General features: G+C 66.4%; 16 protein-coding genes and 1 pseudogene. 5 read left to right on the top strand and 12 right to left on the bottom strand.

Translation table 11 applies throughout. The annotated features are described in order from the left end of the window. Positions 1 to 35: 35 nt before the first annotated feature. Positions 36 to 395 (top strand): annotated as a pseudogene (locus tag ACWDTF_RS00530) (MerR family transcriptional regulator); the annotation flags it as partial. Here ACWDTF_RS00530 and ACWDTF_RS00535 read toward each other — a convergent pair. Further along, on the bottom strand, positions 371 to 1066 hold the full coding sequence (locus ACWDTF_RS00535) for a pentapeptide repeat-containing protein (RefSeq protein ID WP_449753886.1): 696 nt from the start codon (positions 1064 to 1066) through the stop codon (positions 371 to 373). The pseudogene ACWDTF_RS00530 and the gene ACWDTF_RS00535 overlap by 25 nt on opposite strands. On the opposite strand from ACWDTF_RS00535, the gene ACWDTF_RS00540 reads away from it, so the two are divergent. Then, positions 1051 to 2688, top strand: coding sequence for a sigma-54-dependent Fis family transcriptional regulator (locus ACWDTF_RS00540; RefSeq protein WP_374247456.1), 1638 nt, complete (start codon positions 1051 to 1053; stop codon positions 2686 to 2688). The genes ACWDTF_RS00535 and ACWDTF_RS00540 overlap by 16 nt on opposite strands. A 280-nt stretch (positions 2689 to 2968) precedes the next feature. On the opposite strand, the gene ACWDTF_RS00545 is transcribed toward ACWDTF_RS00540, so the two are convergent. Together ACWDTF_RS00545 and ACWDTF_RS00550 are read right to left on the bottom strand one after the other, a co-directional pair. Continuing rightward, positions 2969 to 3622: an RES family NAD+ phosphorylase gene (locus ACWDTF_RS00545; protein WP_449753835.1), complete on the bottom strand. Its 654-nt coding sequence runs from the start codon at positions 3620 to 3622 to the stop codon at positions 2969 to 2971. Then, positions 3619 to 4206 (bottom strand): DNA-binding protein, encoded by a 588-nt coding sequence (locus tag ACWDTF_RS00550; protein ID WP_449753836.1) that lies wholly within the window; start codon positions 4204 to 4206, stop codon positions 3619 to 3621. Before ACWDTF_RS00550 ends, ACWDTF_RS00545 begins: the two co-directional genes overlap by 4 nt. Positions 4207 to 4405: 199 nt before the next feature. Between ACWDTF_RS00550 and ACWDTF_RS00555 the strand changes: the two genes are divergently transcribed. Further along, the gene (locus tag ACWDTF_RS00555; protein WP_433259610.1) at positions 4406 to 5902 is read left to right on the top strand and encodes an aldehyde dehydrogenase family protein; all 1497 of its coding nucleotides are present in this window, start codon (positions 4406 to 4408) and stop codon (positions 5900 to 5902) included. A 25-nt stretch (positions 5903 to 5927) separates the two neighbouring features. Beyond that, positions 5928 to 7046 carry an NDMA-dependent alcohol dehydrogenase gene (locus tag ACWDTF_RS00560; RefSeq protein WP_240860787.1) on the top strand — a complete coding sequence of 373 codons (1119 nt, stop codon included), beginning with the start codon at positions 5928 to 5930 and terminating at the stop codon, positions 7044 to 7046. A gap of 356 nt (positions 7047 to 7402) precedes the next feature. On the opposite strand, the gene ACWDTF_RS00565 is transcribed toward ACWDTF_RS00560, so the two are convergent. The 9 genes from ACWDTF_RS00565 to ACWDTF_RS00605 all read right to left on the bottom strand — a co-directional run bounded on the left by ACWDTF_RS00565 (position 7403) and on the right by ACWDTF_RS00605 (position 18441). Continuing rightward, complete coding sequence (locus ACWDTF_RS00565; protein ID WP_240860807.1) at positions 7403 to 8017, bottom strand: TetR/AcrR family transcriptional regulator; 615 nt, start codon at positions 8015 to 8017, stop codon at positions 7403 to 7405. Beyond that, entirely contained in the window at positions 8011 to 8802 is a 792-nt protein-coding gene (locus ACWDTF_RS00570) for an enoyl-CoA hydratase family protein (protein WP_355278503.1), read from the bottom strand. The genes ACWDTF_RS00565 and ACWDTF_RS00570 overlap by 7 nt, the downstream gene beginning before the upstream one ends. 9 nt (positions 8803 to 8811) lie before the next feature. After that, positions 8812 to 9984, bottom strand: coding sequence for an acyl-CoA dehydrogenase family protein (locus ACWDTF_RS00575; protein WP_240860783.1), 1173 nt, complete (start codon positions 9982 to 9984; stop codon positions 8812 to 8814). Beyond that, positions 9981 to 11960 carry an acetyl/propionyl/methylcrotonyl-CoA carboxylase subunit alpha gene (locus ACWDTF_RS00580; RefSeq protein ID WP_355278500.1) on the bottom strand — a complete coding sequence of 660 codons (1980 nt, stop codon included), beginning with the start codon at positions 11958 to 11960 and terminating at the stop codon, positions 9981 to 9983. The genes ACWDTF_RS00575 and ACWDTF_RS00580 overlap by 4 nt, the downstream gene beginning before the upstream one ends. A gap of 10 nt (positions 11961 to 11970) precedes the next feature. Beyond that, positions 11971 to 13569, bottom strand: coding sequence for an acyl-CoA carboxylase subunit beta (locus ACWDTF_RS00585; protein WP_355278497.1), 1599 nt, complete (start codon positions 13567 to 13569; stop codon positions 11971 to 11973). Continuing rightward, a complete protein-coding gene (locus ACWDTF_RS00590) occupies positions 13566 to 14726 on the bottom strand; it encodes an acyl-CoA dehydrogenase family protein (protein WP_240860779.1) in 1161 nt (386 codons plus the stop codon). The genes ACWDTF_RS00585 and ACWDTF_RS00590 overlap by 4 nt, the downstream gene beginning before the upstream one ends. Positions 14727 to 14728: 2 nt before the next feature. After that, positions 14729 to 16483 carry an acyclic terpene utilization AtuA family protein gene (locus tag ACWDTF_RS00595; protein ID WP_355278492.1) on the bottom strand — a complete coding sequence of 585 codons (1755 nt, stop codon included), beginning with the start codon at positions 16481 to 16483 and terminating at the stop codon, positions 14729 to 14731. Continuing rightward, the gene (locus ACWDTF_RS00600) at positions 16480 to 17280 is read right to left on the bottom strand and encodes a TIGR03084 family metal-binding protein (protein ID WP_240860777.1); all 801 of its coding nucleotides are present in this window, start codon (positions 17278 to 17280) and stop codon (positions 16480 to 16482) included. Before ACWDTF_RS00600 ends, ACWDTF_RS00595 begins: the two co-directional genes overlap by 4 nt. Before the next feature lie 249 nt (positions 17281 to 17529). After that, the gene (locus tag ACWDTF_RS00605; protein ID WP_355273881.1) at positions 17530 to 18441 is read right to left on the bottom strand and encodes a PaaI family thioesterase; all 912 of its coding nucleotides are present in this window, start codon (positions 18439 to 18441) and stop codon (positions 17530 to 17532) included. Positions 18442 to 18555: 114 nt separating this feature from the next. Between ACWDTF_RS00605 and ACWDTF_RS00610 the strand changes: the two genes are divergently transcribed. Further along, entirely contained in the window at positions 18556 to 19038 is a 483-nt protein-coding gene (locus ACWDTF_RS00610; RefSeq protein WP_240860773.1) for a hypothetical protein, read from the top strand. Positions 19039 to 19068 lie beyond the last annotated feature (30 nt).

Below are 19068 nucleotides of genomic sequence, written 5' to 3' on the forward strand. Positions count from 1 at the left end.
CGGCACACCAGGCACAGGTCGGGAGCACCCAAGGAATGGCACGAACGACGCCGCAACGACTGAAACAGCTGGCCGCGATCATCGATCAGCTGTCAGGGGCGCCTGCGTATGTCGGCAAACAGTCCCGAGAACTCGAATCCTCCGTGACCAAGCTGGTCACCAATGCGACCCGGCAGACATTGGGACACTCGCGGTCGGAGAGGTACCGCATCGACGACCTCGCGCGCATCACCGGCGTCACCACCCGCAACATCCGTGCCTACCGCGAGCGCGGACTCCTCCCCGCCCCACACCGCGTGGGACGGGTGACGCTCTATTCGGATGCCCACGTCACCCGGCTTTCACTGATCAGCTCGATGCTCTCGCGGGGCTACCAGATCGCCCACATCGACGAGTTGCTCAGCGCCCACCAGAGTGGCCGCCAGATCTCCGACATCCTCGGACTCGAGGCCGAGTTCTCCGAGCCGGTGGCCCAGAATCCCCACACCACCCTGTCCGATCTCGCAACTGACGGCGTAGATGGCGACGCGGCCCGTCGGCTGGCCCGGCTCGGACTCATCACCATCGGGCGCGGGGACGTCACGGTGAACGAGCCCGCCGTCGTCGAGGCCATCCTCGCCCTGGCCACCGAGGCACGTCCCGTGTCCGCCGTGCTCGACACCGTCGAGAAGGTCGCACCGGCCTTCGACGCGTTGAGCACCGCACTGACCGACGCCGCCGACGCACTCGCCCAATCTGGCCCTGATCCCGACAGCACACATCCCGACAGCACACATCCCGACAGGGCACATCCCGACAGCGCACATCCCGACAGCGACGAACGTGTCGCCGACGTGACCCTCTCACTCGTCCGACTGCGTGCACTGGCAGATGCCGCCACTCGGTCTGCGCTCAATCGAGTCACCAACGAGCTTCTGACACAACTGCTCTCGCAGCCACCCGACGAGCATGAGCACACCGACAGCTCTCCTGCGCCGACCTGACCCCTTTCAGCGACGCCATTGATCCTGACCCCGCCCTTCCCCCCGCACCGAATCTGTGCCAGGGTGTGTGACCATCGACACATCCATCCGCCCCGACCGCCCTCCACAGCGCGCGATGATCGCGCACTCGTGGCGTCGATCGGAGCTGTCCGGTGTCCGGCCCGACGCCGCACCGCCCACGACCACCGTCGACATTGCCTCCGCCGATCCCCTGCTCGACGCGGCACGGCCAGTCCTCGACGCCGCCGCGCCTCAGCTCGCCGAGACCAACATGTCGCTGCTGCTCGTCGACCACGAGTGCCGCATGGTCACGCGCGTCGCGTTCGGGAGCACCGTCGAGCGCGCCCTCGACGACCTCGGCGCATCACCGGGCATCCCATTCGGCGAGGAATCGGTCGGGACCACCGCGCTCGGCACGCCGGCGGAGGTGCGCGGGCAGGTCACCGTGAACGGCGCCGAACACTACCTCGATCAGTTCAAACACCTCAGCTGCTTCGGGCAGCCCATCGTCCACCCGGCGACGCGCCGCCTCGCGGGCATCCTGTGCATGACGGAGATCGCCGACCGCATCAACCCGCTGTCGGTCCCGTTCGTCACCGGCATCGTGTCCGACATCGCCGACCGCCTCCTCGACCGCTCCCGCGCCCACCAACGCTGCGTCCTCGACGCCTTCCAGCGGGCCGCACCCCGACGCGACATCGCGGTCGCCGCCCTTGGTGACGACCTCCAACTGACCAACGCCCTCGCCGCAGAACTGTTGTCGCCCACCGATATCGGCACGCTGCAAACCCTCGCCGCCGATCCCACTCTGGGCATCACCAACCTGCGGATGACCCTGGCGTCGGGCGTCGAGACCGACGTCGTGGTCGAGCCGATCGCAGGCGCCGAGGGCGCCGCGCTGTTCCGGTTCCGGACGATCTCGCCGGCGGATCGACCGGCGCTCACGTTCGCCGGCACGCAACCTCAATCCAGCGGAGCAAGCATCGCCGTGGTCGGTGAGCCGGGAACCGGCCGGAGCACGCGTGCCCTCTCAGTTGCCGACGAATATGGTTCCACCCCAATCATTCTCGACGTCGCCGACGCGCTGATCGGTGGCGAGAAGCCAGACGTGATCGGCATGCTCGCCGCGAGCCGTCGCGACAACCGACCGCTCATCGTCGACGGTGTCGACCTTCTCGACGACAAGACCGTGTCACTCCTGACCAGAGCAGCCGCGACCGCCGATGCCCATCATCCGCTGATCCTGGTGAGCGGCCCCGGCGCCGGGGCAGCGGTGTCGGCTCTGTTGAGCCGCTGCACTTCTCGCGTCGACCTTGCGCCGCTACGCCAACGCACCGCCGAACTCGCCGCGATCGCCACGTCGATCCTGTCCTCCATCGACGCCGACCTCCGGCTCTCGACGCCGGCCACCGACGCCCTGCTCTCGCAGGAATGGCCGGGAAATCTCAGCGAACTGTGGTCGGTTCTCGAGCACGCCGCGCAGGATTGCCGGAACCGCAACACACGCGTCGTCGACGTCGCGGCGCTGCCCGAGCGCTACCGGACGACCAGTCGGGCGGCACATCTCTCGGGCCGCGAACAGGCCGAACGCCAGGCCATCATCGACGCGCTCGACCGCGCCGGACGCAACAAAGTGCACGCCGCCCGGGAACTCGGTATCAGCCGGACGACGCTGTACGCACGCATGCGTGCGCTGGGAATCTGACGCAACACTCAGCCCGAATCCGAGGCCAAATCCCGCTGCCTGAGGTGCGGCGAGCGCTAGCGAGGAGCCTCGAAGGCCTGGTTACCGTTGCTTCATGGTTACCCAATTAGCTTGTCTCACCAGCCCTTCGAGGCTCTCGGCTAGCGCCTCGAGCACCTCAGGGAGCGGAGGTCGGCTGGCGCGCGCTGTTGGACGCACGCCCTCACTGAGCTTCCACGGGTCCAGGCTCAGCCAGCGGAAACGGACACATACAGCGGAAGCGGGACGCGGCGACACTAGCTCAGACAACCGAATAGCCAAGTCGCCAGGCAGCTCCGGCGATGCGGCCGGCGAGATCGGGGTGCGACAGAGGCAAGGAAAGCTGCGGCCGGTCGGGCATTGCGGTGGCGGCGGACGCAAACAGGGCCAGGCACGGCGCGCCCGCAAACCGGCTGTTGTATCGCAGTCCGTCGATGTGCGGGAATGCCTCTGCGATGTTCTGGGCCCAGCGCTGGGTGATGCCATGGGCACCAGTCGATATGGCGTATGTACCGCCCACACGTGTCACCCATGCGCCGGTGCTGTCGGCAGCCACATCCAGGACTCTCAGTGGCCTGATGAAGCTGAGCCCGGTCAGGTACGGTCGCCCCAATTGGCGGTCGATGGTTCGATTGAATTGGAAGGATTCAGCCAACGCGGCGTCGGGTGAGCTTGCGCCGTACCACACGCTTCTCCCGCTCGGGTCCTCACCGACCGGGAGCGAATGCGGATCGAACCGCAACAGCGGACCGTAGGTGCGCATCGCGTTCCATGCCAGAACGTGATCACCGATGGTCTTGTGCACTCGCCACCACACCTGTTCGATCGGGATCACTCGTGACTCGTCGTCACGGCATCCCAAGGTACGCAGAGCTTCCGGCGACGGCGGCTCGGGCAGCATCGAGTCTGCCGTCATGAAGCTGCCCAGTCACCCGCTTCGACGAGACGCAGCACCGGATCGACAAGACCGCCGCGCAGCAACCAGTTCCGGACAGAGTGCAGCTGCCCGTCGATAGCGAGGTCAGCCTGCGGCGTCGCCAAGAATCCCGCAACCGACAACGGGTGAACGTCCTGCGCCAACAGGAATGGCAGCACGCGTTCGAGACCACCGACCTGCGTGAGCCCGATCCCTTCGCGGGTGTCGTCGAACTGCGCAGCCGGATAGACCCACCGGCGACCGTCCAAGATCGCCCACAGACTGTGATCGAGGCGGCGCTGTCGAACCCGAGAGTCGGAGACACCCAACCCCTGCGCCACGTCGCGCGACGAGTAGGCCGTGCTGAGCAGACGCCCCATCTGCGCGATGGCGTCGGCTGCGGCCTCCGCGTACGCCTCGGCGTTCTCGGTGAAACCGTGGTCGTCGAGCAGCGCAGCTTCGTTCTCGGTCAATCGCGCCGCCCCCGGCCGTTGCGGCGGGAGCGTCTTGAGCGCAGCAACGAGATCGGCGCGACCCAGATCAAACCGATCTCGCAGAAGCCGTTCGAGCTCGTCGACGGACATGCGATCACCTCACGACATCATTTCTAACGACTCTTAACAGTACCACTAGTCGTTAATCGAGGCCGCCACACAATCCGGTGTACACCCCGGTGTTCAGTTTCTGGACAGTGCATGACGCCCGATCGGTGGCAGAAATAAGTCAGATCGCATGTGTAAGCCAGGTCACATCCGACCGGCCGATCTCGACCAGGAGGTTCCTTTGACTGCCGTCGCCACCGAGTTGCTCCCGAAGGTCCGTGACTTCATCGCCACCGACCGCCCCCTGCTGATCGGGGGTGACTGGGTGACGGCCGCGTCGGGCGCGACCTTCGAGACCATCGATCCCGCGACCGCTCGGCCGATCACCTCGGTGGCCCACGGTGGCGCCGAAGACATCGACCGCGCCGTCCGCGCAGCCCGACGTGCCTTCGATGAGGGACCGTGGGCGACGATGAAACCCAATGAGCGCGAACGACTCCTGTGGCGCGTCGGCGATCTGCTGACTGAGCGCGCCGCGGAGTTCGGCCAGCTCGAGGCCCTCGACAACGGTAAGGCCGCCACCATCGCCACCGCCGTCGACGTGTCGTGGTCGGCCGACATCTTCCGCTACAACGCGGGCCTGGCCACCAAGATCACCGGTTCGACGGTGGACGTCTCGATGCCGTTCGTGCCAGGCGGCGAATTCCATGCGTACACGCTGCGCGAGCCGGTTGGCGTCTGCGGGCTCATCGTGCCGTGGAACTTCCCGCTGCTCATGGCCTCCTTCAAGCTGGCGCCGGCACTCGCCGCCGGCAACACCGTCATCCTCAAGCCCGCCGAGCAGACGCCGCTGACCGCGATGCTGCTGGGTGAGATCTTCGAGGAAGCCGGCTTCCCGCCCGGCGTGGTCAACATCGTGACCGGCTTCGGCGACGCGGGCGCTGCGCTCGCCGCGCACGACGACGTCGACAAGATCGCCTTCACCGGCTCGACCGAAGTCGGCAAGAAGATCGTCGAGGCGGCGAAGGGCAATCTGAAGAAGGTCTCACTCGAACTCGGCGGCAAGAGCCCCAACATCGTCTTCGCCGACGCGGATTTCGAGAAGGCGGTCGCCGGATCGGTTGCGGCGTGGATGTTCAATCACGGCCAGTGCTGCGTCGCGGGCACCCGGCTCTTCGTCGAACGTCCCATCTTCGACGACTTCACCGCCGCTGTGGCAGAAGCCGCGTCGCAGGCCAAGATCGGACCGGGTCTGCACCCCGAAACCGAGCTCGGACCGCTGGTCAGTCAGGAACAGTTCGACCGCGTCAGCGGATACCTTTCGGCCGGACTCGCCGACGGCGCACGCGCCCTCACCGGCGGCAAGCGTTGGGGCGATGAGGGATTCTTCATCGAGCCGACGGTGTTCGTCGACGTCGAACCGCACTTCTCGGTGGTGCGCGAAGAGATCTTCGGGCCGGTCGTCGCCGCGCTGCCCTTCGACGCCGACACCGGTGTCGCCGCGGCCGCCAACGACTCCATCTACGGACTCGCCGCGGGCATCTGGACGCAGGATCTGTCCAAGGCGCACAAGACCGCTCGCCAGATCAAGGCCGGATCGGTGTGGGTCAACCAGTACAACGGCTTCGACACCGCCATGCCGTTCGGCGGCTACAAGCAGTCCGGCTGGGGACGCGAACTCGGGTCGTCGGCGATCGACCTCTACACCCAGCAAAAAGCCGTCAACATCTCCCTCTGACCCGTTCTGCAAAGGAGCACAACACATGTCACTCACCACCAAGGCTGCCGTACTCACCGGACCGGGCAAGCCGTTCGAACTCGTCGAGCTCGACCTCGACGAGCCCCGCGAGGGCGAGGTACTGATCAAGTACACCGCGGCCGGACTCTGCCACTCCGATCTGCACCTCACCGACGGCGACCTCCCACCCCGCTACCCCATCGTCGGCGGCCATGAGGGCTCCGGGATCATCGAGGCCGTCGGCCCGGGCGTCACCAAGGTGAAGCCCGGCGACCACGTGGTTTGCAGCTTCATCCCCAACTGCGGCACGTGCCGCTACTGTTCGACGGGCCGCCAGAACCTCTGCGACATGGGCGCCACCATCCTCGAAGGCTCCATGCCCGACGGGACCTTCCGGTTCCATTCCGGCAGCGACGATTTCGGCGCGATGTGCATGCTCGGCACCTTCGCCGAGCGCGCCACCATCAGTCAGCACTCGGTGGTCAAGGTCGACGATTGGCTGCCGCTGGACAAGGCCGTGCTCGTCGGTTGCGGCGTCCCGTCGGGCTGGGGCACCTCCGTGTACGCCGGCGGTGTGCAGGCCGGCGACACCGTGGTCATCTACGGCATCGGCGGTCTCGGCATCAACGCGGTGCAGGGTGCCGTGTCGGCCGGCGCGAAGTACGTCGTCGTGGTCGATCCGGTTGCGCTCAAGCGTGATACGGCACTGAAGTTCGGCGCGACCCACGCCTACGCCAACGCCGCGGAAGCCGCCGAGAAGGTCAACGAACTCACCTGGGGACAGGGCGCCGACCAAGCACTCATCCTGGTGGGCACCGTCGACGAGGAGGTCGTGCAGAACGCGACCGCCGTCGTCGGCAAGGGCGGCGTGGTGGTCATCACCGGCCTCGCCGATCCGACCAAGCTGACCGTGCACGTCTCCGGCACCGACCTCACCCTCAATCAGAAGACCATCAAGGGGTCGCTGTTCGGTTCGGCCAACCCGCAATACGACATCGTCCGGCTCCTGCGACTCTACGACGCAGGCCAACTCAAGCTCGACGAGCTGATCACCCAGACCTACACCCTCGACCAGGTCAACGAGGGCTACCAGGATCTGCGCGACGGCAAGAACATTCGCGGTGTGATCATCCACGACAGCTGAGCTGTCGCCATGACCCCGGCCCCGGACGCGGAACCCCCGCCGCGTCCGGGGCCGGTTCCATGGTGGCGCACCTCATCTGCTGGTCGAGTAGCGACGAGCCCGACCCACCCGCTGGTTGAGTAGCGACGAGCGAGCCTGCGAGCCCGCCCCACCCGCTGGTTGAGTAGCGACGAGCGAGCCTGCGAGCCCGACGCGTATCGAAACCTCGCAAGAAGCTCATGTCCGCAACCAAAGTGGTTGCGGACATGGATATCTCACCGGGTTTCGATACGGCCTCGGCTAGCGCCTCGACCTACTCAACCACCAGAAACAGCCAGCACACACTCGGCCCTCGCGTTCAATCTTCCAGGAACCAGTCACACTGACCGCAGGCCCAACGCCATCATCGCCGACCACGTGTCGACAACCTGTGCTCGTCGCGCGGAATCATCCGACAAGGTGTCCGCGAGGCCCAGCCCGCGCGCCAAGTCCAGGGTGGCCTGAACCAGTCGACGCGCATTCGCATCGTCGGGTGCCGCGCCCAGAGCGCTCATCACCATGCGGTGCGCGGCCCGTGCGAACCTCGCCTCCATCGGGAGGATCAGTTCGCGCAATGTCGCGTCCGACGCCGCGGCGGCCCACACCTGTAGCGACGCCTTGAATTCGGTGCCGGTGTAGATGGCGACCGCACGGTCGACGGCCATCCGTGCACGCTCGTCGAGGTCGTCGGGCACGATGTCGACGAGGGTTGTCGCGGCCTGGGCCATGTCGTCGAAGATCTGTTCCAGGACGGCGGTGATCAACGATTCCCGGGTCGGGAAGTGGTGCTGCGCAGCGCCTCTGGAGACCCCGGCGCGTTCGGCCACCGCGGCGACCGTCGCCGCGGCCCACCCCTCGGACGCGAGCACGTCGATGGTCGAGGCCAGCAGACGCTCACGCGTCAGACGCGAGCGTTCCTGCTGCGGGGTTCGTTGCGACGCGGCGGTCACGATGAGCTGAGATCCCAACTCGGCCGCGTCTTGGAGAGGAACGCCGTCATCCCTTCCCGCGCCTCAGGTGAGGCGAACAACTCCGCCGACTCGCCCGCGCGCTGACGCGCATATCGGGTGAAGTCGGCGAGGTGACCGGCTGTCGTCAACGCCTTCGACGCTGCAAGCCCCTGCGGCGACGCCTTTCGCACACCGGTCAGGACCGCTGCCACCAGGTCGTCCAAACCCGCTGCGCTGTCGGTAGTCTCGGTCAGCAGTCCGACGGCGACGGCGGTGGCCGGATCGAAGGTCTCGCCGGTCAGGAAGTACCGTCCGCTCGCCCGCGCGGTGAGCTTGGGCAGCAACGTCAACGAGATCACCGATGGCGCCAAACCAAGTCGAGATTCGGTCAGCGCAAACGTGCAATCTGGCCCTCCGAACGCCATGTCACTTGCCCCCAGCAGGCCCAGCCCACCCGCCCGCACATGACCATTGACCTTGGCGATGACCGGTTTCGGCAGCTCCATGATGGTCCGCATGAGGTCGAGCATCGCGCTCGTACCGATCGACGACGCTTCCTCGACCGACACCCCCTTGGTCAACGCCTCACTCAGATCTGCGCCGGCGCAGAAGGTTCCACCGGTGTGGGTCAGCACCACCGAACGCACCGACGTATCCGATTCCGCTCCGTGCAGCCCGGCGAGTAGTTGAGCCACCAAGGTTTCGCCCAGCGCATTACGGTTCTTCGGCGAATCCAACGTGAGGGTCAGGACACCGTTGTCGACGGCGCTGTGCACCAGTTCAGTCACGGCACCCTCTCAGTACGACTTGGGCAAACCAAGGCTGGTCTGCGCCACGAAGTTCAGCACCATCTCACGACTGACCGGCGCGATCCGGGCGATCCGCGCCAGACTCAGCATCGGCGCCAAGCCGTACTCGCTCGTCAAGCCATTGCCACCCATGGAGTGCACAGCCTGGTCGACGATCTTCACACACGCTTCTGCCGCAGCGTATTTCGCCATGTTGGCGGGTTCCGCCGCACCCCAGTCGTCTCCGGCGTCGTACATGGTCGCGGCCTTCTGCATCATCAGCTTGGCCATCTCGATCTGCACCTTGCCTTCGGCGAGGGGATGAGCAATCGCCTGATGCGCGCCGATCGGGGTCTTCCACACCGTGCGGTTGTTCACATAGTCGACGGCCTTGTCGAGGGCGAATCGCCCCATCCCCACGGCCGAGGCCGCTGCCATGATCCGCTCGGGATTCAGGCCCGCGAACAGCTGGCTCAGCGCGGCGTCCTCGGACCCGACGAGGGCGTCGCCAGGAAGCCGGACGTCGTCGAGGAACAGTTGGAACTGCTTCTCCGGATTCTGCAGCTCCATGTCGATCATCGTGTAGTGGAAGCCCGGCGTGTCGGTGGGAAGGATGAACAACGCGGGCTTGAGTTTTCCGGTCTTGGCGTCCTCGGTGCGGGCGACGATCAGAACCGCCTGTGCTTGGTCGACACCGGAGATGAACACCTTCTGCCCGTTGAGAATCCAGTCGTCGCCGTCGCGGCGGGCAGTGGTGGTGATCTGGTGGGAGTTCGACCCCGCGTCGGGCTCGGTGATACCGAATGCCATGGTGATGGTGCCGTCGGCGAGTCCCGGAATCCACTGCTGCTTCTGCTCATCGGTGCCGAAGCGAGCGATGATGTTGCCACAGATGGCCGGTGAGACGACCAGCATCAGCAGCCCGGTGCCTGCGGCCGCGATCTCCTCCATGACGATGGCAAGCTCGTACATGCCCGCACCACCCCCGCCGTATTCCTCGGGGAGGTTGACTCCGATGAAGCCGAGTTTGCCTGCCTCGATCCACATCTCGTCGGTCTTGCGTCCCTCGCGGGCACACTCCCGGAAGTACTCCTGCCCGTACTTGGCGGCGAACGCGGCCACCGACGCCCGCAGATCGGCGCGTTCCGGACTCTCGACGAACGGATTGTCCACAGATGTCATGAGACGGTTTCCTCCTCAGGATCGGAAATGACGGCAAGGACATCGCCCAGTGCCAGTTGCTGTCCGGCGCTGACCTGCACCGTGGTCACCACACCGTCGGCCGGCGCCGACACCGTGTGTTCCATCTTCATTGCCTCCAGCCAGATCAGCGGCTGACCGGCGCTCACTCGGTCACCCTCGGCCACCGCCACACGGATCACCGAACCCGGCATCGGAGCGAGGAGCGAACCCGGCCGCTGCAGTGCCGCGGGATCGACGAAGCGCGGTCGACGCCGCAGTGTCACCGACGACGACGGTCCGTCGACGTACACGGTCTCGTCGTAACGGGCAACGGCAAGAGTCCGCTGCACACCGGACCTCGTCAGAGTCACCTCGGCGACACCGACTGCGACGACCTCCAGATCCGGATCGTCGGGAAGCTCGACACCGTTGCGCGAGAATCGATATCGAACGTCGACCTCGTCTACGCCGACGGTGAACCCCTTCATCGAGAACCCCGACGGCAGATTGCGCCAACCACTCGGCAGTCCAGGTTGCACCGTGGCCTCCGAACGGTTGCGCACAGCGTCGGACAGCGCCGCGGCGACCACCGCTTCCCGAACGTCGGTCGTGTCGGCCAGGGACCCCGAGAGCACCTCTAGACCGATCGACTCGATGAAACCGGTGTCGGTATCGCCCGCACGAAAACGCTCGTGGCGCAACGTGTTCACCAACATGTCACGATTCGTCACCGGCCCGTGGATACGCGCGCGGGACAACGCCGACGCGAGCAGCGCCGCGCTCTGCTCGCGAGTCGGCGCCCACGAGATCACCTTCGCCAGCATCGGGTCGTAGTACGTCGAGATCTCCGATCCGTCGGCGATCGACGAGTCGACGCGAATGCCCGGTCCATCGAGATTGCCGAATTCCGCTGCGGCAGGAAGCTCGAATGCGTGCACGGTACCCGATTGGGGCTGCCAGTCGGCGGCCGGATCCTCGGCGTAGAGCCGCACCTCGATCGCGTGTCCCGACGCCTCGGGCGGGGTCGGGTCGAGGTGTTCTCCCATCGCGACGCGCAACTGCCACGCAACCAGGTCGGTTCCGATGGTCAGCTCGGTGACCGGATGTTCCACCTGCAGACGAGTGTTGGTCTCCAGGAAGTAGAACCGCCCGGCGTCATCCGCCAGGAACTCGACCGTGCCCGCACCGGTGTACCCGATCGCCGACGCTGCGGCGCGGGCTGCGCCGAACAGCCGGTCACGAAGATCCCCGCCGACCCGCTCGACCAGCGGCGCGGGCGCCTCTTCGACGACCTTCTGATGACGACGCTGGATCGAGCATTCCCGTTCCCCGACCGCCCACACCGCACCGTGCTGATCGGCCATGATCTGCACCTCGATGTGGTGGCCATTGCGCACATATGGCTCGCAGAAGACGGTCGGGTCACCGAATGCGGACTCGGCCTCGCGTGCCGCACCGGCAACCTGCTCGGCCAACTCGTCGAGCGTTTCGACGATGCGCATACCGCGGCCGCCGCCACCCGCCGACGCCTTGATCAGTAGTGGCAGATCGTCGGCCGTGACGGCAGCGGGATCGATGTTGCCGAGTACCGGCACTCCCGCGTCGGCCATCAGCTTCTTGGCGTTGACCTTGGAACCCATCGCCTCGATCGCCTGCGGTGGCGGGCCGATCCAGGTCAGGCCGGCGTCGAGCACAGCCTGCGCGAATTCCGCGTTCTCGGAGAGGAATCCGTAGCCGGGGTGGATGGCGTCAGCTCCCGCCGCCTGAGCTGCCGCGATGACCTTCTCACCGCGCAGATAGGTTTCGGCCGAGGTGGCGCCCGGCAGCCGGACTGCGGTGTCGGCGGCACGCACGTGCGGTGAATCGGCATCGGGGTCGGAGAAGACGGCGACGGTCGACATGCCCATGGTGCGGCAGGTCGCGAAGACCCGGCGCGCGATCTCGCCGCGGTTGGCGACCAGAACTCTGGTGATCATCGCTCGCCCCTCACATCCGGAAGACGCCGAAGTTCGACGTCCCCTCGGTCACTTGACTGTCGATGGCCGAAAGGCACAGTCCCAGGATGGTTCTGGTGTCACGCGGGTCGATCACACCGTCGTCGTAGAGCATTCCGGACAGGAACGCGGGTACCGACTCGGCCTCGATCTGCGCTTCGATCATCTGCCGCATCGCCGCATCCGCCGACTCGTCGACCGTGCCGCCTCGTGCCTCGGTTGCCGCACGGGACACGATCGAGATGACGCCCGCCAGCTGCGCCGCGCCCATGACCGCCGATTTCGCACTCGGCCAGGCGAACAGGAAGCGAGGATCGTACGCCCGGCCACACATTCCGTAGTGGCCGGCTCCGTAGCTGGCCCCCATCAGCACCGAGATGTGCGGGACCGTCGAATTCGACACCGCGTTGATCATCATCGAACCGTGTTTGATGATGCCACCCTGCTCGTACTCCTTGCCCACCATGTAGCCGGTGGTGTTGTGCAGGAACAGAAGTGGCGTGTCACTGCGATTGGCCAGCTGGATGAACTGGGCGGCCTTCTGCGATTCCTGACTGAACAGCACGCCCTGTGCGTTGGCGAGGATCCCGACCGGGTAGCCGTGAATCCGCGCCCACCCCGTGCAGAGCGAACTCCCGTACTCGGCTTTGAACTCGTCGAAGTCGCTGTCGTCGACGATCCGCGCGATGACGTCGCGCGGGTTGAACGGCACCTTGAGGTCGGCAGGCACGATGCCCAGCAGTTCCTCGGCGTCGTAGCGGGGTTCGATCACCTCGGCGACCGGACCCGTGCCACGCTTACGCCAATTGAGCCGGGCGACAACCCTTCTGCCGATCCGAATCGCGTCCTGCTCGTCCGCCGCAAAGTAATCGGCGAGACCCGATTGCCGAGCGTGCATCTGAGCACCACCGAGCGATTCGTCGTCGCTGTCCTCGCCGGTGGCCATCTTCACCAGCGGTGGACCGCCGAGGAACACCTTGGACTGGTTCTCGATCATCACCACGTGATCGCTCATGCCGGGCACGTACGCTCCACCCGCCGTGGAGTTGCCGAAGACCAGTGCGACGGTGGGGATGCCGGCCGCGGAGAGTCTGGTGAGGTCGCGGAACATCCGGCCGCCCGGAATGAAGACCTCCTTCTGCGTCGGCAGATCGGCACCGCCGGATTCCACCAGCGACACCACCGGCAGCCGGTTCTGGAGTGCGATGTCGTTGCAGCGAAGGATCTTCCGCAGCGTCCATGGATTCGACGTACCGCCCTTGACGGTGGGGTCGTTGGCGACGATGACACATTCGACGCCTTCGACGACGCCGATCCCGGTCACCACCGACGCCCCGACCTGGAAGTCGGAGCCGTAGGCGGCGAGCGGACACAGTTCCAGGAACGCCGAATCCTCGTCGACGAGCAACTCGATCCGTTCGCGTGCGGTCATCTTGCCGCGCTTGCGGTGTCGGGCGACGTACTTTTCACCACCGCCGGCGAGCGCCTTGTCGAACTCGGTCTGCAGGTCGGCGAGCTTGTCGCGCATGGTCTGTGCGGCCGCGCCATACTCGGGGGACGCCGGGTCGAGCGTGGACTTGAGCGCCGTCATCGTTGGTAACCCAATCGCTTGGCGGCCAGGCCGGACAGGATCTCGGTGGTGCCGCCACCGATCCCGATGATCCGCATGTCCCGGTATTGGCGTTCGACCTCGGTGCCGGTCATGTAGCCCAGCCCGCCGAACAGCTGAACGGCCTTGTCGGCCACCCACTCACCGGTCTCGACGGCGGTGTTCTTCGCGAAGCACACCTCGGCGATCAGGTCGTCGCCGGAGGTCACCTTGCGTTCGACAACCGCTCGTGTGTACGTGCGTGCGATGTCGATGCGGCGGGCCATCTCGGTGAGCGTGTCCTGCACGGACTGTCGTGCGATGAGCGGTTTACCGAAGGTCTCCCGGTCGCGTGCCCAGGCGAGCGTGAGGTCGAGACAGCGCTGCGCACTGGCGTAGGCCTGCACGGCCAGGCCCGATCGTTCCGTCACGAAAGCCGTGGCTATTTGGGCGAACCCTGAATTCTCCGGTCCGACGAGATTACTCACCGGCACGCGGGCATCGACAAAGGCCAGTTCGGCGGTGTCCGAACTACGCCATCCCATCTTGTCCAGTTTTCGGGTCACAGTGAAACCCGGTGTGTCCTTCTCGATCACGAGCAGTGACACGCCGCCGGCTCCCGGCCCTCCGGTACGCACCGCGGTCACGACGAAGTCGGCACGCACCGCCGAGGTGATGTAAGTCTTGGCGCCGTTGACGACGTAGTGGTCACCGTCGCGCACCGCCGAGGTCCGCAGATGTCCGACGTCGCTGCCGCCGCCCGGTTCGGTGATCGCGAGGCTGCCGATTTTCTCGCCGGCCAGCGTGGGCCGGACCCAGCGGTCGATCTGATCGGGATCGCCCGCACCGATCAGGTGCGGCAGCGCGATCCCGTGGGTGAACAGCGACGCGAACACACCGCCTGCGGCCCCCGCATAGTGGAACTCCTCACCCAGGATGCTGGCGTCGACGAGATCGCCGCCGGAGCCGCCGACCTCCTCGGGCACACCCAGCCCGAACAGACCCAGCTTGGCGGCCTCACGATGCAGGTCACGCGGCAGCAGCCCGTCCCGCTCCCAGTCGTCCTGGTGTGGCAGTACATGTCGTTCGACGAATCCCCTTACGGTGGACCGCAACTCGCGTCGTTCGGGGGTGTCCCAGATCGGACTGGTGATCGGCACCGTCACTCCTGCTCGGTTGTCTCGGGATCGGTTGTTTCTGTGAAGCTCAGCGGAATCGGCACCGGCCGCGATCGCAGCCACTCCCCCATGCCCTTGGCCTGCGGGTCGAACCGCACGTTCTCGGCGACGCCCCGGCCGAGCACTTCCTCGATCACGAAGTTGACGGCCAGCAGGTTCGGCAGCCGGTAGCGATGCACCGTCAGGTCGGCGACCTCCGGCAGCAACCGCTTGAGCAACGTCACGTCGAGGGTCTCGTCGAGCCAGTCGAAGTGATCGGGATCGCGCACCCACACACCGATGTTGGCACTGCCACCCTTGTCGCCGCTGCGGGCGCCGGCGATGCTGCCGAGGGGAAGCATCGCGGCCGGTCCCCAATCGGTCGCCGACAGACCGGGTTCGTCGGGTGTGTCGGCAGGAACCTTGGTGCGCAGCGGACTTGGATCAACGAGCTGCACCACGCCGTCGTGCCGGGCCACCCGATGTTCGACGGACGCGGCGTCGACGTAGCCGGGCTCGAAAACACCGTAGGGCGTGCCGTTTCCGGGCGGGCCGGTCATCGTGAAGCCCGGATAGCTGGCCAAGGCCAATTCCACGGCCGTGCCGCTGAACGCCCGCCCGACCTGCTTTGCATCCGGATCGCGCGCCACACAACGCAACAGCGCGGATGCCTGCTCTTCGGTTTCGGCGTCGGCGTGATCGAGGCGGGACAGTTCCCAGCTGATCTCGGCGGGCGAGGTCGGCAGTGCCGCGAGGAACTGCTCCTTGAACAGCTCGGCCTTGGCCTCGATGTCGAGACCGGTGAGGATCATCGTCATCTCGTTGCGCACGCCGGCAAGATGATTCAGCGACACCTTGACGGTGTCGGGTGGTGGATCACCACGGACTCCGGTGATGGAAACGCGGTCCTCGCCTTGCTGTTCGAGGTGAACAGTGTCGAGGCGCGTCGTCACGTCCGGCCCAAGGTAGCGCGGACCTCCGACCTCGTACAGGAGCTGGGCGGTGACCGTGCCGACGGTCACCGCACCACCGGTTCCCTCGTGTTTGGTGATCACCGACGATCCGTCCGCGGCGATCTCGGCGATCGGAAAGCCGAGGCGCCCCATCTTCCCGGAATCCATGAGTTCGGTGAAGAACGCATAGTTTCCGCCGGTGGCCTGCGCCCCGCATTCGATGACGTGGCCGGCGACGACGGCGCCTGCGAGTGCGTCGAGATCGTCTGGCTCCCAACCGAAGGCGCTGACCGCCGGTCCGACGGTGAGCGATGCGTCGGTCACTCGTCCGGTCACGACGACGTCGGCGCCGGCGTCGAGCGCGTCGGCGATCCCGAACCCGCCCAGATAGGCGTTGGCCGTCAACGGGTTCCCGAGCCCGAGTTCGGGGGCTCGCTTCACCAGGTCGTCGCCCGCGACGAAGGCAACCTCTGCATCGACGCCGACCTTGTCGGCAAGCTCGCGCAACGCGACCGCCAGTCCGTGCGGATTGAGGCCGCCCGCGTTGGCGACGATGCGCACCCCGTTGTCCATCGCGAGCCCGAGGCAGTCTTCCATTTGCCGCAGAAAGGTTTTCGCGTAGCCGAGGGACGGGTCCTTGAGCTTGTCCCGCCCCAGGATCAGCATGGTCAGTTCGGCGAGGTAATCGCCGGTGAGGTAGTCGAGTTCGCCGCCCTCGAGCATTTCCCGCATCGCCGAGAAGCGGTCGCCGTAGAAGCCGGATGCGTTGCCGATGCGGATCACCGATGGCCTCTGCCCGTTCGTCATGCATGTCCCTTCGAGTTGGCGGCGCGCCGTCCGGTCCCGGGCGGACCGGCGAAACACTGTGCGATCGAAGCCCATTCGATTGCGTCGTCACCGGTGATCGTGAGGTCGAGGTCGGCGAGCGCCCGACGCTGGGTCACGAGCCGACAGAAGTCTTCGGCCGGCCCGCGCACGACGTCGGTCGCGTCGTCGGGCCCCCACGTCCACACGTCGCCGGAGGGCGCGACGATCTCGTAGCGGAAAGGCGCCGTCGGTGGCGTCCGACCGTTCACCATGTAGGCGTAGTCGCGGGTACGAACACCGATGTGCACGACCCCCTTGATCCGATCGGTCGCCGGCATCGTCACACCGAGGGCGTCGGCGACGTCGAGGCCGTGCGCCCAGGTCTCCATGAGTCGTGCCGTCGCCATCGACGCCGCCGACATCGGGGGCCCGAACCACGGGATCTTCACACCGTCGGGCACCGCGACCAGAAGATCTGCGAGCTTGGTGCGCACCGCGCGCCAACCGTCGAGGATCTCGGCTGGGGATGCAGCGGCACCCGCATCGGCGGCGTCGTCGACAAACCCCGCAGGATTCTGCGCCGCCGCCGCGAGGGCCTCGTTGAAGGCGTCAGGATCGGACGCCGCCAGCGCAGCCGCCTCGTCGGTCCAGGCGAGGTGCGCGATCTGGTGTGCGATGGTCCACCGCGCCGCCGGCGTCGGCGTCGCCCACGCCTCAGGCGCGAGGTCGGCGACCAGCGCATCGAGTTGCTGCGATTCCGCCTCGAGATCGGCCACGAGCTCTTGCACGATCGACATGAGACCAGCGTCACACGGGGCGCCAGAAAAATCAAGCACGCATGATTGTTTTACAACCTGCGCCTTGCCCTTCCGCCGACTGACACCATCCGCTGGCTGAGGTGCGAGCCTGCGAGCCTCGAAGCCCCTGGTGCGCTGAAAATGTCCTCTCACCAGGCCCTTCGAGGCTCGTCGCTAGCGCTCCTCGCGCCTCAGGGAGCGGTGAAAGGGTCCGCGTTCACCTCAACACGCAGTGCGCAAGGTTAACGCTCAGCAGTAGTGGACGTCGGCCGTCCCGCGGCTGAGGAGCGCGCCGTCGTGCGAGGTCAGGGTGACTTCGAAGGAGCCGATGCGGCGGCCGAGTTTGATCGGCACCACCTCGGCGACCACATCCCCGCCGTGCACCGCTGGTGACCGGTAGAAGCCGACCGCGAGGTCGGCCAGCGTGTAGTCCTGGCCGGGGGCGGTGTGTGCTTGCCCGGCGAGCGAGGCCGCCTGGCCGACGATCGTCGCGATGACACCGCCGTGCATGGTGCCGAACATGTTGCCCATCCACGGTTCGGTCCGGACCCGAAGCCTGACAACCGTGTCGCGACCCTCGCCCTCGATCTCGACCGCCCCGTTCAGCAGTTCGACCAGCGGCCCGGGTGACCGCACACCCGACGCCAACTGCGTGACGATGTCGTGTCCCGGCAACGACGGCTCGATGGCGAGCGGCAGCAGTGCGCCGTGGGCATCGGCACAGTCCGGAATGTCGCCGCCTGCTTCGTCTTCGAGCGATGTCGGCAGCTCGGCGGATCGTCCGACGACGGTGTTGCGGGCGCTGCCGACGCAACACACCCGGCCGGTCGACGTGCGGATCTCGACGCGGGTGACGCCCCACTGGTCGTCGTGCGTGGCGAGGTCGGCACTGCACGACAGGCGGTCGCCGACGTCGATGTGGCCGAGTGCCGAGAGGGACAGACGGGCCTGGATCGTGAAGCCGCCCGACTTGAACTGCTCGAGCTGATAGGGGATGCCGCCGAGGTGGTCGAACAGGACGCCGAGAGCGGGCAATTCGATTCGCCCGCGATGGTCGGCGAAACGGGCGGTCAACTGCTGTTCGGCGATCGCGCCGGTGTCGCCGGCACGCTCGAGGTGGCCGACGTGGAAGGTGGCCAACGGCTCGCGGAGCGGACTCATGAGAGTTATCTATCAGGACGCGCGTCCACACCGAGAACCGAGGAGGTCTTGAGGAGATGCAGGCCACTCCAGTACCGTGAGCCTCAAGTGTGGCCAAAGTGACAGGAGATACAGATGAGACTCAGGGGATTTATCCTCGCCGGCGCGACCATGGCGGCCGGAGCGCTGACGATGTGCACGCTTCCGGTCGCGTCCGCAGCGCCGGATCGAACGTCGCCCAAGCCACCACCCATCGCCGCCCAACAGGTCCCGAACGCCGGCATCACGGTCTCCGACCGGGGGATCACCGACGTGTTCGCCGTCTCCCTGGGTGTCGCTCTGGCACCCCAGGGTGCGACTCGGATCGCGGCGGTTCCGCGCGCCGACAATGCGTGTCGTACCAATCTCAAGGACGCCCGGATGGCGGTCACCTGGCGAAACACCCGCACCGGCAAGATGGGCGACGAGGTGTTCCCAGTGTGTGCCGGCCCGCGTTCGATGCCCGGAGCCACGATCAAGACCGGGCTCGGACGGATCTCGTTCACCACCACGATCCTGGGCAAGCGCACGCAGACCTTCACGATCATTCCCGGTTCGGGGTCGTTCACTCGCCGGTGACCACCGCCGAGTAGACAATTTTCGAAATCT

It is taken from the genome of Gordonia sp. NPDC003422 (genome assembly GCF_053588675.1).